The sequence below is a fragment of the Duganella sp. BJB476 genome, assembly GCF_003416895.1.
In the GTDB taxonomy this organism is placed as follows: Bacteria; Pseudomonadota; Gammaproteobacteria; order Burkholderiales; family Burkholderiaceae_D; genus Rugamonas.
Window position 1 is genome coordinate 111959 of record NZ_QVIO01000011.1, and the last position, 14626, is coordinate 126584.

The following is a 14626-nucleotide window of genomic DNA, read 5'->3' on the forward strand; positions in this document are numbered from 1 at the left end:
GGTGGTTCTCAAGGCTCGCGGATCGATTCGTCCATCGCCCGCGTCAACGGGTACAGCAGGTAGGACATCACGGTGCGGTGGCCGACCACGATCTCCGCCGACAAGGTCATGCCCGGCAGCAGCTGCGCGCCCGGCGTCATCTTCTTCAGCTTGCCGGTGTAGGGGATGCGGCTCAGGTAGTAGGCGTCGAGGCCGCCGCCGTTCTTGTCGGTCTGCTCGCGCTTGAACGCGTCCTGGCTGATGGTGCGGACCTTGCCGTCCAACATGCCGTGCTGCTGGAACGAGAAGGCGTCGACCTTCAGGTGCACCAGCGCGCCCGGCTTGATGTAGCCGATGTCGAGCGAATCGATCTGCACTTCCGCCTCCAGTTCGGCGCCCAGCGGCACCAGCGTGAACAGCGGCTCGGCCTCGCGCACGATGGAGCCGACCGACAGCTTGCCGATCTCCAGCACCACGCCGTCGGCCGGCGCCACCATCTGCACCATCTTATGCCGTTTGTCGGCCTTGGCAAGCTGCTCGTTGATGCCGTCGCGGTCGCGCGAGGCGCTCAGCAGGTCTTCCATGGTCTTCTGCCGCCAGCTCTTGTCGAAGGCGGCGCGCTCGGCCTGCGCCGAGGCCAGCTCGCTGGCCATCTCGACCGCCTTGTTGCGCTGCAGGTCCATGTCGCGCTCGACTTCGAGGCGGCGGTCGCGCGCTTCCAGCAAGTGCATCTTGGCGCCGAACTGCTCGGCCATCAGCTGTTCCTGCATGGCTTCCACTTCACGCAGCGATTTCACGCGCTGGGCCAGGATCACCTGGTCGTGCTTGTTGGTTTCCAGGCCGGCCTTGAGGCGCGCGATGTTCTGGTCCATCTTGGTCTTCTGCGCTTCGAAATTGCCCTTGCGCTCGCTCGACAGCTGCGCCTGCAGCAGCGAGTCGGCATTCGACTTGCCGTTGGTGACGGCGCCCGGCTGGCCGGCCAGCTCGGCGCGCAGGCCGGCGGTCTGGGTGTCCAGGCTGTCGAGCCGCACGCGCAGCTGCTGCTCGTCGGCGGCGGTGAAGGTCGGGTCCAGACGGGCCAGCACCTGGCCTTTTTTCACCACCTGGCCGACGCGCACCTCGATGCTCTGGATGATGGAGGTGTCGAGCGGCTGCACCACGATGTTGGGCAGCGGGTTGACCAGGCGGCCGTGGGCGACGACGATCTTTTCCACCGGCGAGAAGCAGGCCCACAGGATGAAGAACACGAACGCGCCGATCAGCACGTGCAGCGTGATGCGCACGAACTTCGGCAGCGGGCCGCGCTCGATGGCGTCCGCATCGGGCAGGAAGCCGATTTCGGTCTCGTCCTTGCGGCGGCGCTTGAGGCTTAGAGGTGACTTGTTTGCTGGTTCCATAAGTGCTGGTAAGTGTCGCTACTGATGAGCAGTTCTTCGTGGCGGCCGGCGTCCACCAGCCGGCCCTGTTGCATGACCATGATCTTGTCGGCGTTGACCAGGGTCGACAGGCGGTGCGAGATCATCACCACTGTGCGGCCGACCGCGATCTTCGACAGGTTGCTGATGAAGATGGCTTCCGATTCCGGATCCAGCGCCGAGGCCGCTTCATCCAGGATCAGGATGCGCGGCTTGGCCACCAGCGTGCGGGCGATCGACAGCCGCTGCTTCTGGCCGCCGGACAGGTTGGAGGCGTTCTCTTCCAGGATGGTGTCGTAGCCCAGCGGCAGGCGCTCGATGAATTCGTCGGCGCCGGCGGCCGCGGCGGCCTCCACCAGTTCCTCGAAGGTGGCGTCCGGCTTGGTGACGGACAGGTTCTCGCGCACCGTGCCGCGGAACAGGAAGTTCTCCTGCAGCACGACGCCGATCTGGCGCCGCAGGTGCGACAGCTCGATCTCGCGGGCGTCGATGCCGTCGAAGCGGACGATGCCTTCCTGCACCGGGTAAAGGCCCTGGATCAGCTTGGTCAAGGTGGTCTTGCCGGAGCCGGAGCGGCCGACGATGCCGACCACCGTGCCCGGCTCGATGGTGAAGCGGGCCTTGTCCAGCGCCATCGCCTGCGCGCCCGGATAGCGGAAGGTGACGTCGTCGAAGCGGATCTCGCCCTGCAGGATGGGACGCAGGCCGTTGGCGCCGGCGCGGCCTTCCGGCGCGCGGTTCATCACCTCGCCCAGCATGCGCACCGACAGCGCGGTTTCCTGGTATTCGTTGACCAGGCCGACGATGGAAATCAAGGGCTGGGTGACGCGGCCGGACAGCATCTGGAAGGCGATCAGCGCGCCCACCGACAAGGTGCTGTCGAACACGTCGGCGGCGCCCACCACGATCAGCGTGACCGGCAGCAGCTTGCCGAGGAAGTCGGTGACGGCGTTGCCGGCGATCGAGATCTGGCCGACGCGGAAGTGCATGGTGATCGCCTCGGCCGAGCGCTGGTCCCAGATGCGGCGCTGCGACGGCTCGATCGCCAGCGCCTTGACGGTGCGCATGCCGTGGATGGTTTCCACCAGCATGCCCTGGCGCTGGCCCTCGGCCGCGTACAGCGCGTTGAGGCGGCGCTGGAAGGTCGGCACCATGGCCATCACCACGCAGGCGATCAGGCCGGCGAACAGCAGCACGATCATCGCCAGCTTGAACGAGTAGCTGAACAGGATGGGCACGAACACCACCAGCGCGATCAGGTCCAGGCCGGTGAAGAACAGGCGGCCGGTGAGGAAGTTGCGGATCTTTTCCAGCTGCTGCATGTGGCGCGTGACCACGCCGGCGCTGGTGGTCTCGAAGAAGTCGATCGGCAGCGACAGCAGGTGGCCGAACACGCGGCGCGTCAGCCGCATGTCGATCTTGTTGGACGCGGCCAGGGTCAGCGTCTGGCGCAGGAAGCCGAAGGTGGCGTCGAACATCAGCGCGGCGACGATGCCCACGCCCAGCACCTGCAGGGTGGTCACGCTCTGGTGCGTCAGCACCTTGTCGATCACCAGCTGGAAGAACACCGGCGAGGCCAGCGCCAGCAGCTGCATGGCGACGGCGGCGATGAAGATGTCGCGGAACGCCGCTTTCTGCTTCAGGATTTCGGGGATGAACCAGCGCAGGCCGAACGGCTGGTTGGGATCGGACAGCTTGTGCTGGCGTTTGACGAACAGCACGTCGCCGCTCCAGCGCCGCTCGAATTCGCTGCGCGCCACCATCACCACGGCGGCGTTGGCGCTGGCCGGGTTGAGCACGGCGACCGTGTCTTCCCCGCCGTTCTCGCCCGGCTTGACGCCGACCACGATCACCATGTTGCCGTCGTTCAGGCGCGCCATCAGCGGGAACACGCCGCCCTGCGCCATCAGGCGCGACCAGGTCAGCTGGTCGGCCTTGGCCTTGAGGCCGATGTCCGAGGCGATGCGCAGCAGCGCGCCGGTGCCCGGCTCTTCCGCGCGCAGCGCGTAGTCGTCGATCAGGCGTTCCGGATTGATTTGCAAACCGTGATGCTGCGCGATGGCCGTCAGACACTGTATCGCGGTATGGGGAAATTTATCGTGCATAAGCCTGATCAAGGTTAAATCTTGCATTGCCGCACTATCGTGCCAGCCTTCGGATTCTAACCTAGTGCAGTGCTTGGCGGAGGGTTTTGTGTTGCTGAAACACCGACCGGTTTACCGCCCTGTTCCCCGGCTCAAAAAAAAACGGCAAGACCCGTGGGTCTTGCCGTCCTTACTTCCTGATCGGAAGCTGCTTACTTGGGCTTACTTGGCAGCCAGGAAGCCGTTGTGGTTGCCTCCCTGCAGCGCTTTCAGTCGCAACGTGTCCTCGGTGGAGGCGGCGTTGCTGGTTGCGGTCAGCTTGTTGTCGTAATTGCTGATCGCGTCCGCCATCGCGGCCACTGCCGTGTTGACGCTGTTCGGCACTTCCAGCTTGGCGGTGGTGGTCACCGTCGCCGCCGCCGCGCTGAAGCTCGACATCGCCGCCGACAGGCCGCTGACCGAGGAGCTCAGGCTGGCCGCCGCCGTGGCGCCCATCTGGAACCAGACGTCCGCCGCTGCGTGGCTGGCGCCGTCGCTGGTCTCGAAGGTGGACGTGATGCCAACGATGTTGCCATTGTTGAGCGACGCGTTCTGCTTCGCATCCAGGTTCAGCTTGGTGATGCCCAGGTCGGCCAGCGATTTCAGCTCGTCGGCCTGGCTGACGCCGTCGGCATTGCCGTCGACCCAGACACGCAGCTTGCCGAAGGCGCTGTCCTTGGCGTCGATCACGCCGTCGCCGTTGGTGTCCAGTTCCGCCAGGGCCTGGTAGCCGGTGGCCGCTTTCTGGCCGTTGGCCAGCGTGGTGCCGGAACCGAACAGTTCGCTACCGTCGTTGATCACGCCGTCGCCGTTGCGATCCAGGGCCAGCAGGCCGTCGCCGCCGCCCACCCAGCCGGTGTTGACCTTGTTGCCGTTAGCCAGCAGATCGAAGTTCACGCCAGCCGACAGGCCCAGGGTGTTGATGCCGTTGCCGTTCAGGTCCAGCACGATCGGCGTACCCAGCGGCGAAGGCAGTGCCGCGATCTGGTCGGTCGTCAGGCCAGGCACCTGGGCGCTGGTGATCGCACACACTTGCGAGGTGATCATCGAGTGGATCTGGTCGGTCGTCAGGCTATGCAGCTGCGCGGTGCTCAGCGCGGCGATCGACGCCGTTTTCAGGCCCACGAAGTCGGCCGTCTCGATGGCCACCAGCTGGTTGGTCGACAGCGCCTTGATCTGGCTGGTCGTCAACGCCTGCATCTGCTGGCTCGACATCGCGACGATCTGGTCGGTCGTCAGCGCGGTGATCTGCGCGGTCTGCAAGGTGGCGATGACCGAGGTCTTCAGCGCGGTGACGTCGGCGGTGCTCAGCGCGGCGATCGCGGCGGTCGCCAGGGCGCCCACTTGTGCGGTGCTCAGCACGCCGACCTGCGTCGAGCTCAGCGCGACAACCTGGTCGGTGGTCAGGCCGGAGGCGAGGTTGGCGGTGCTCATCGCGCTCACCTGGGCGGTGCTCAGCGCAACGACCTGGTCAGTCGTCAGCGAAGCCACCTGGGCCGTTTTCAGCGTGTTGATGATGCTGGTCTTCAGCGCGCCGATGTCGGCCGTTTCGATCGCGGCGATGGCGCCGGTCGTCAGGGCGTTCACCTGCGCCGTGCTCAGCGAACCGAGCTGGTTCGACGACAGGGCCACCACTTGATCCGTGGTCAGGCCGCTGGCCAGGTTGGCGGTGGTCAGCGAGGCGATCTGGGCGGTGCTCAGCACACCGATCTGATCGGTCGTCAACGCGGCCAGCTGGGCGGTGCGCAGGCCGTTGATGGCGGCGGTTTTCAGCGAACCGACATCGGCCGTTTCGATCGCGGCGATCGAGGCGGTGCTCAGGCCAGCCACTTGCGCGCTGGTCAGGGCGCCAACCTGGGTGGCGCTCAGCGCCACGACCTGGTCGGTGGTCAGCGCCGCAGCCTGGCTGGTGCTCAGGCCGGCGATCGCCGCGGTTTTCAGTCCGCCGATATCGGCCGTTTCAATCGCGGCGATGTCGTTGGTGCTGAAGCCGCTCAGCTGGGCCGAGCTCAGGGCGCCGATCTGGTTGGACGTCAGTGCGACGACCTGGTCGGTGGTCAGCGCCAGGATGTTGGCGGTCGTGATGGCCGCCACTTGCGCGGTGGTCAGGTTCGACACCTGGTCGGTGGTCAGCGACGCCAGTTGCGCGGTCTTCAGCGTGGCGATGATGTTGGTTTTCAGGCCGACGATGTTGGCGGTGGCGATGGCGGCAACGTCGCCGGTGGTCAGGGCGTTGAATTGCGCGGTGCTCAGCGCGCCCAGCTGGTTAGAGCTGAAGGCCACCATCTGGTCGGTGGTCAGGCCCGACGCCAGGTTGGCGGTGGTCATCGAACCGATTTGCGCGGTGCCCATGGCGACGATCTGGTCGGTGGTCAGCGCGGCGGTCTGGGCGGTGCTCAGGGCGCCGATGGCGGCGGTCTTCAGCGCGCCGATGTCGGCCGTCTCGATCGCGGCGATCGAGGCGGTGCCCAGCGCGGTCACCTGGGCGCTGCTCAGGCCACCGATCTGGGTGCTGCTCAGGGCGACGATCTGGTCGGTCGTCAGGGCCTTGACCTGGCTGGTGCCCAGGCCGGCGATGACTGCCGTTTTCAGCGCGCCGATGTCGGCCGTTTCAATCGCGGCGATATCGTTGGTGCTGAAGGCGCTCACCTGGGCCGAGCTCAGCGCGCCGAACTGGTTGGACGACAGCGCGACGACCTGGTCGGTGGTCAGGGCCACGATGTTGGCGGTGGTGATGGCCGCCACTTGCGCGGTGGTCAGGTTGGACAGCTGGTCGGTGGTCAGCGACGCCAGTTGCGCGGTTTTCAGCGAGGCGATGATGCTGGTTTTCAGGCCAACGATGTCCGCCGTTTCAATCGCGGCGATGTCGCCGGTCGACAGCGCGCCGAATTGCGCGGTGCTCAGCGCACCCAGCTGGTTCGAGCTCAGCGCCACGATCTGGTCGGTGGTCAGGCCCGACGCCAGGTTGGCGGTGGTCATCGCGCCGATTTGCGCGGTGCCCATGGCGACGATCTGGTCGGTGGTCAGCGCGGCGGTCTGCGCGGTGCTCAGGGCGCCGATGGCGGCCGTTTTCAGCGCGCCGATGTCGGCCGTCTCGATCGCGGCGATCGCGGCGGTGCCCAGCGCGGTCACTTGAGCGCTGCTCAGGCCGGCGATCTGGCTGCTGCTCAGGGCGACGATCTGGTCGGTCGTCAGGGCCTTGACCTGATTGGTGCTCAGGCCGGCGATGACTGCCGATTTCAGCGCGCCGATGTCGGCCGTTTCAATCGCGGCGATATCGTTGGTGCTGAAGGCGCTCACCTGGGCCGAGCTCAGCGCGCTGAACTGGTTGGACGACAGCGCGACGACCTGGTCGGTGGTCAGGGCCGCGACGTTGGCGGTGGTGATGGCCGCCACTTGCGCGGTGGTCAGGTTGGACAGCTGGTCGGTGGTCAACGACGCCAGTTGCGCGGTCTTCAGCGAGGCGATGATGTTGGTTTTCAGGCCGACGATGTTGGCGGTGGCGATGGCGGCGACGTCGCCGGTCGTCAGGGCGTTGAATTGCGCGGTGCTCAGCGCGCCCAGCTGGTTGGAGCTCAGCGCCACCATCTGGTCGGTGGTCAGGCCCGACGCCAGGTTGGCGGTGGTCATCGCGCCGATTTGCGCGGTGCCCATGGCGACGATCTGGTCGGTGGTCAGCGCGGCGGTCTGCGCGGTGCTCAGGGCGCCGATGGCGGCGGTTTTCAGCGCGCCGATGTCGGCCGTCTCGATCGCGGCGATCGAGGCGGTGCCCAGCGCGGTCACTTGAGCGCTGCTCAGGCCGGCGATCTGGCTGCTGCTGAAGGCGACGATCTGGTCGGTCGTCAGGGCCTTGACCTGGTTGGTGCTCAGGCCGGCGATGACTGCCGATTTCAGCGCGCCGATGTCGGCCGTTTCAATCGCGGCGATATCGTTGGTGCTGAAGGCGCTCAGTTGTGCCGAGCTCAGGGCGCCGAACTGGTTGGACGACAACGCGACGACCTGGTCGGTGGTCAGCGCCACGATGTTGGCGGTGGTGATGGCCGCCACTTGCGCGGTGGTCAGGTTGGACAGCTGGTCGGTGGTCAGCGACGCCAGTTGCGCGGTCTTCAGCGAGGCGATGATGCTGGTTTTCAGGCCAACGATGTCCGCCGTTTCGATCGCGGCGATGTCGCCGGTCGACAGCGCGCCGAATTGCGCGGTGCTCAGCGCGCCCAGCTGGTTCGAGCTCAGCGCCACGATCTGGTCGGTGGTCAAGCCCGAAGCCAGGTTGGCGGTGGTCATCGCGCCGATTTGCGCGGTGCCCATGGCGACGATCTGGTCGGTGGTCAGCGCGGCGGTCTGCGCGGTGCTCAGGGCGCCGATGGCGGCCGTTTTCAGCGCGCCGATGTCGGCCGTCTCGATGGCGGCGATGGCGGCGCTGGTCAGGCCGGCCACTTGCGCGCTGGTCAGGGCGCCGACCTGGGTGCTGCTCAGGGCGACGATCTGGTCGGTGGTCAGGGCCTTGGCCTGGCTGGTGCTCAGCGCGGAGATGACGGCGGACTTCAGCGCGCCGATGTCGGCCGTTTCAATCGCGGCGATGTCGTTGGTGCTGAAGGCGCTCACCTGGGCCGAGCTCAGCGCGCCGAACTGGTTGGACGTCAATGCGACGACCTGGTCGGTGGTCAGGGCCGTGATGTTGGCGGTGGTGATGGCCGCCACTTGCGCGGTGGTCAGGTTCGACAGCTGGTCGGTGGTCAACGACGCCAGTTGCGCGGTCTTCAGCGTGGCGATGATGTTGGTTTTCAGGCCGACGATGTTGGCGGTGGCGATGGCGGCGACGTCGCCGGTGGTCAGGGCGTTGAATTGCGCGGTGCTCAGCGCGCCCAGCTGGTTCGAGCTGAAGGCCACCATCTGGTCGGTGCTCAGGCCGGACGCCAGGTTGGCGGTGGTCATCGAACCGATTTGCGCGGTGCCCATGGCGACGATCTGGTCGGTGGTCAGCGCGGCGGTCTGCGCGGTGCTCAGGGCGCCGATGGCGGCGGTTTTCAACGCGCCGATGTCGGCCGTTTCAATCGCGGCGATCGAGGCGGTGCTCAGGCCGGCCACTTGCGAGCTCGACAGTGCGCCGACCTGGCTGCTGCTCAGGGCGACGATCTGGTCGGTGGTCAGGGCCTTGGTCTGGTTGCTGCTCAGGCCGGCGATCACGGCGGATTTCAGCGCGCCGATGTCGGCCGTTTCAATCGCGGCGATATCGTTGGTGCTGAAGGCGCTCAGTTGTGCCGAGCTCAGCGCACCGACCTGGTTGGACGTCAGTGCGACGACCTGGTCGGTGGTCAGCACCGCGACGTTGGCGGTGGTGATGGCCGCCACTTGCGCGGTGGTCAGGTTGGACAGCTGGTCGGTGGTCAGCGACGCCAGTTGCGCGGTCTTCAGCGAGGCGATGATGTTGGTTTTCAGGCCGACGATGTCCGCCGTTTCGATCGCGGCGATGTCGCCGGTCGACAGCGCGCCGAATTGCGCGGTGCTCAGCGCGCCCAGCTGGTTCGAGCTCATCGCCACGATCTGGTCGGTGGTCAGGCCCGAAGCCAGGTTGGCGGTGGTCATCGCGCCGATTTGCGCGGTGCCCATGGCGACGATCTGGTCGGTGGTCAGCGCGGCGGTCTGCGCGGTGCTCAGGGCGCCGATGGCGGCCGTTTTCAATGCGCCGATGTCGGCCGTCTCGATCGCGGCGATGGCGGCGCTGGTCAGGCCGGCCACTTGCGCGCTGGTCAGGGCGCCGACCTGGTTGCTGCTCAGGGCGACGATCTGGTCGGTGGTCAGGGCCTTGGCCTGGCTGGTGCTCAGCGCCGAGATGACGGTGGACTTCAGCGCGCCGATGTCGGCCGTTTCAATCGCGGCGATGTCGTTGGTGCTGAAGGCGCTCACCTGGGCCGAGCTCAGCGCGCCGAACTGGTTGGACGTCAGTGCGACGACCTGGTCGGTGGTCAGCGCCGCGATGTTGGCGGTGGTGATCGCGGCGACCTGGTTGGTGGTCAGGTTGGACAGCTGGTCGGTGGTCAACGACGCCAGTTGCGCGGTCTTCAGCGTGGCGATGATGTTGGTTTTCAGGCCGACGATGTTGGCAGTGGCGATGGCGGCGACGTCGCCGGTGGTCAGGGCGTTGAATTGCGCGGTGCTCAGCGCGCCCAGCTGGTTCGAGCTGAAGGCCACCATCTGGTCGGTGCTCAGGCCCGACGCCAGGTTGGCGGTGGTCATGGACGCGATCTGGGCGGTGCCCATGGCGCCGATCTGGTCGGTGGTCAGCGCGGAGGTCTGGGCGGTGCTCAGGGCGCCGATGGCGGCGGTCTTCAGCGCGCCGACGTCGGCCGTTTCAATCGCGGCGATCGAGGCGGTGCTCAGGCCGGCCACTTGCGAGCTCGACAGTGCGCCGACCTGGCTGCTGCTCAGGGCGACGATCTGGTCGGTGGTCAGGGCCTTGGTCTGGTTGCTGCTCAGGCCGGCGATCACGGCGGATTTCAGCGCGCCGATGTCGGCCGTTTCAATCGCGGCGATGTCGTTGGTGCTGAAGGCGCCCAGCTGGGCCGAGCTCAGCGCGCCGACCTGGTTGGACGTCAGCGCGACGACCTGGTCGGTGGTCAGGGCGGCGACGTTGGCGGTGGTGATCGCGGCGATCTGGTTGGTGGTCAGGTTCGACAGCTGGTCGGTGGTCAGCGACACCAGTTGCGCGGTTTTCAGCGCGGCGATGATGTTGGTTTTCAGGCCGACGATGTTGGCGGTGGCGATGGCGGCGACGTCGCCGGTGGTCAGGGCGCCGAATTGCGCGGTGCTCAGCACGCCCAGCTGGTTCGAGCTGAAGGCCACCATCTGGTCGGTGGTCAGGCCCGACGCCAGGTTGGCGGTGGTCATGGCCGAGATCTGGGCGGTGCCCATGGCGACGATCTGGTCGGTGGTCAGCGCGGCGCTCTGCGCGGTGCTCAGGGCGCCGATGGCGGCGGTTTTCAGCGAACCGATGTCGGCCGTTTCAATCGCGGCGATCGAGGCGGTGCCCAGCGCGACCACCTGGGCCGAGCTCAGCGCGCCGACCTGGCCGGCGCTCAAGGCCACCATCTGGTCGGTGGTCAGGGCCTTGGCCTGGCTGGTCGACAGGCCGGCGATGACGGCGGTCTTCAGCGCGGCCAGGTCGGCCGTTTCAATCGCGGCGATGGCGTTGGTCGACAATGCGCCGATTTGTTGCGAGGTCAGCGCGGCGGCCTGGCTGGTCGTCAGCGCGACCACCTGGTCGGTGCTCAGCGCGGTCATGCTGGCGGTGGTCAGCGCGGAAATCTGGTTGGTGGTCAGGTTCGACAGCTGGTCGGTGGTCAGGGCCGCCAGTTGCGAGGACTTGATCGAGGCGATCAGGCTGGTTTTCAGCGCGGCCAGGTCGGCCGTTTCAATCGCGGCCACGGCGCTGGTGCCCAGCGCGCCGAACTGGGCGGTGCTCAGGGTGCCCAGTTGGTTGGAATTCATCGCGACGATCTGGTCGGTGGTCAGGCCGGACGCCAGGTTGGCGGTGCTCAGCGAGGCGACCTGCGCGGTCGACAGCGCGCCCACCTGGTCGGTGGTCAGCGACGCCATCTGGCTGGTGCTCAGGCTGGCGATGACGGCGGTCTTCAGCGCCAGCACATCGGCCGTTTCCATGGCCACGACATCGTTGGTGTTCAGGCCGGCGAGCTGGGCGCTGCTCAGCGCATTGGCTTGCGCGGTGGTCAGCGCGACGACCTGGTCGGTGGTCAGCGCGGCCAGCTGGGCGGTCGACAGCCCGGAAATCGACGACGATTTCAACGCGGCGAAGTCGGCCGTTTCCAGCGCGGCGATGTAGGCAGTCGCCATGGCGCCGACTTGGGCCGAGCTCAGCACGCCTACCTGGTTGGAAGTCAGCGCGACGATCTGGTCGGTCGTCAAGCCGTTGGACATTTGCTTGGTGGTCAGTACGGAGATCTGGGTGGTGGTCAGGGCCACCGTCTGATCGGTCGTCAATGCCCGAGTCTGGTCTGAGCTGAATGCTACGATATCGCTAGTAGCGAGGGCAGCAATGGTCTGGGTCGACAGAGCTGCGATCTGGTCGGTACTCATGCTAGTTACGAGGCTCATTTCCATTCTCCTTGGGGCACTGCACAGTTCTATACAGACAGATGATGGAGCCAACAGGTCTCGCCCGCGGCTCCATCTGAATTGGGTGCTACTGGATTTCTTTGCGTTTTACTTGCGCATGGTCATCATAAATCCATGCACTTTAGTTCTTAACGTCAATAACGGAGGCAACTTTAGGATACGCCGGCCATGATTTTGCCTCCAGTTAACATTTTAATTGCAATGGAACAGCACATAGTTTCAGTTAATCACCGCCCAAAACCCGGCGGGCTACCGCCCTGTACGTACAAAGCGACCCTTTTTTGCGCTGGATTAAGCTTTTTTGTTTACTCAGTGCAATGCAAAAAGCGGGCCATCTTTTCTCAAAAACAACCTCCGTGGGACAAACGGCAGGGCCTGAGCCCTGCCGTTTGCCGCCACCTCCGGCTGGCGCCGGGGAATTGCTTTACTTGCCTGGCGCCGCCAGGAAGCCGTGGCCGCCCTGCGACTGCAACGCTTTCAGACGCAGCGCGCTGTCGGTGGCCGCCTGGCTCTCGGCGCCGAGCACCGGCTTGCCGCTGGCGTCGAACTGCTTGAGCGCGTCGGCCAGCTGGGCCACGCTGCCGCCCACGCCCTTGCCTTCGAGCTCCAGCTTAGGCGCCGCGGCCGCCGGCGCGTCGCCGCCGGCGAAGGCCGACATCGCCTGGGCCAGGTTGCTGACGCTGCCGCTCAGGTTGCTGGTCGGCGTGGTGGCGAACCACACGTCGGCCGCCGCATGGGTGGCGCCGTCGGCCGTCTCGAAGGTCGAGGTCAGACCCAGGATGTTGCCGTTGTTGACCGCGCCGCCCACCTTGACATCCAGGTTGAGCTTGGTGATGCCCAGGTCGGCCAGCGATTTCAGCTCGCCCGCCTGGCTGACGCCGTCGGCGTTGGCGTCGACCCAGACGCGCAGGTCGGCGAAGGCGCTGTCCTTGGCGTCGATGGTGCCGTCGCCGTTGGTGTCCAGTTCCGCCATCGCTTGGTAGCCGGTGGCCGCTTTCTGGCCGTTGGCCAGCGTCGTGCCCGAACCGAACAGTTCGCTACCGTCGTTGATCACGCCGTCATGGTTGCGGTCCAGGGCCAGCAAGCCGTCGCCGCCGGCGGTCCAGCCGGTGTTGACTTTGTTGCCGTTGGCCAGCAAGTCGAACTGCACGCCCTGGCCCAGCGCCGTGGTCTGCACGCCGTTGCCGTTCAGGTCCAGCACGATCGGGGTCAGGTACGACAGCGCCTGGGCCTGCGCGGTGGTCAGCGCGTGGACCTGGTCGGTGGTCATCGCATGCAATTGCGCCGAGGTGATCGCGTGCACCTGGTTGGTGGTCAGCGAAGCGATTTCAGCGGTGCGCAGGGTGGCGAACTGTTTGGTGCTCAGCGCGGCGATCGCGGCCGTGCTCATCGCCACCAGGTCGGCGGTGTCGAGGGCGGCCAGGGCCGCGGTCGACAGGCCGGCGGCCTGGGCGGTGGTCAAGGCGGCGACCTGGGTCGAGGTCAGCGCCACGCCCTGGCTGGAGCTCATCGCGCCCAGCTGGCCGGCGGTCAGCGCGCCGATTTCCTGGGTGGTGAAGGCCGCCAGCGCGGCGGTGGCCAGCGCGGCGAGGTTGTTGGTCGACAGTGCGGCGACCTGGCCCACGCTCAGCGATGCGGCCTGGGCGGTGGTCAGGGCGGCGACCTGCGAGGTGCTCAGGCCGCTGGCGAAGGCCGAGGTGGCCAGCGCGGCGACCTGGCCGGTCGACAGCGCGGCGACCTGGGCGGTCACCAGGCCGGCCAGCTGCGTGGTGCGCAGGGCGGCGACATCGACCGTGCTCAGGCCGACCAGGTCGGCCGTCTCGATCGCGCCGATGCTGGCCGAGGTCAGCGACACCACTTGCGCGGTGCTCAGCGAGGACAGTTGCGCCGAGGTCAGCGCGACGATCTGGCTGGTGGTCAGCGCAGCGATGCCGGCGGTGCTCAGCGCGGCCAGCGAGGCGGTGACCAGGTTGTTGACCTGGGCGGTGCTCAGCGCGGCCACTTGTGCCGAGCTCAGGACGGCGATGGCGGCCGTCTTGATGGCCGACAGGTCGGCCGTTTCCAGCGCGGCCACCGAGGCGGTGCCCAGCGCGGCCACTTGGGCGGTGCTCAGCGCGGCCGCTTCGGCGGTGCTCAGGGCCACGATCTGGTTGGTGGTCAGCGCCTTGACCTGGTTGACGCTCAACGCGGCAACCGCGTTGGTCGACAGGGCGGCAAGGTCGGCCGTTTCCAGGGCGGCGATGGCGTTGGTCGTCAGCGCGGCGACCTGCGCGGTGCTCAGCGTGCTCGCTTGCGCGGTGGTCAGCGCGACGATCTGGTTGGTGCTCAGGCCGGACACGGCGGCGGTGCTCAGCGCGGCCACCTGGTTGGTCGACAGCGCGGCGACTTGCGCGGTCGCCAGGCCAGCCAGTTGCGCGCTGCGCAGCACGGCCACGTTGGCGGTGGTCAGGCCGGACAGGTCGGCGGTCTCGATGGCGCCGATGGCGTTGCTGGTCAGCGCGGCAACCTGTACCGAACCCATGCTGCTCAGCTGGGCCGAGGTCAGTGCGACGACCTGGTCGGTGGTCAGCGCGGCGATGCCGGCGGTGTTCAGCGCGGCCAGCGAGGCGGTGGCCAAGGTGTTGACCTGGGCGGTGCCCAGCGCCGCCACTTGTGCCGAGCTCAGGACGGCGATGGCGGCCGTCTTGATGGCCGACAGGTCGGCCGTTTCCAGCGCGGCCACCGAGGCGGTGCTCAGCGCGGCCACTTGGGCGGTGCTCAGCGCGGCCGCTTCGGTGGTGGTCAGGGCGACGACTTGATTGGTGGTCAGCGCCTTGACTTGATTCGCGCTCAGGGCGGCGATCGCGTCCGATTTCAGCGCTGCGAAGTCGGCCGTTTCCAGCGCGGCGATGGCGTTGGTGCTCAGGCCGGCCACTTGGGCGGTGCTCAGCGTGCTCGCTTGCGCGGTGGTCAGCGCGACGATCTGGCTGGTGGTCAGGC

4 protein-coding genes are annotated in these 14626 nt (G+C 66.9%); all 4 read right to left on the bottom strand.

Annotation, left to right across the window (positions count from 1 at the left end):
- Positions 1 to 8: 8 nt before the first annotated feature.
- The gene (locus tag D0T21_RS29730; RefSeq protein WP_116993979.1) at positions 9 to 1376 is read right to left on the bottom strand and encodes an HlyD family type I secretion periplasmic adaptor subunit; all 1368 of its coding nucleotides are present in this window, start codon (positions 1374 to 1376) and stop codon (positions 9 to 11) included.
- Positions 1349 to 3499 (bottom strand): peptidase domain-containing ABC transporter, encoded by a 2151-nt coding sequence (locus D0T21_RS29735; RefSeq protein ID WP_116993980.1) that lies wholly within the window; start codon positions 3497 to 3499, stop codon positions 1349 to 1351. Before D0T21_RS29735 ends, D0T21_RS29730 begins: the two co-directional genes overlap by 28 nt.
- 201 nt (positions 3500 to 3700) lie before the next feature.
- Entirely contained in the window at positions 3701 to 11626 is a 7926-nt protein-coding gene (locus D0T21_RS32685) for a heme utilization protein (protein WP_229211692.1), read from the bottom strand.
- Positions 11627 to 12071: 445 nt separating this feature from the next.
- The coding region (locus D0T21_RS29745; protein WP_373886696.1) for a beta strand repeat-containing protein at positions 12072 to 14626 on the bottom strand (2555 nt) is incomplete at its 5' end.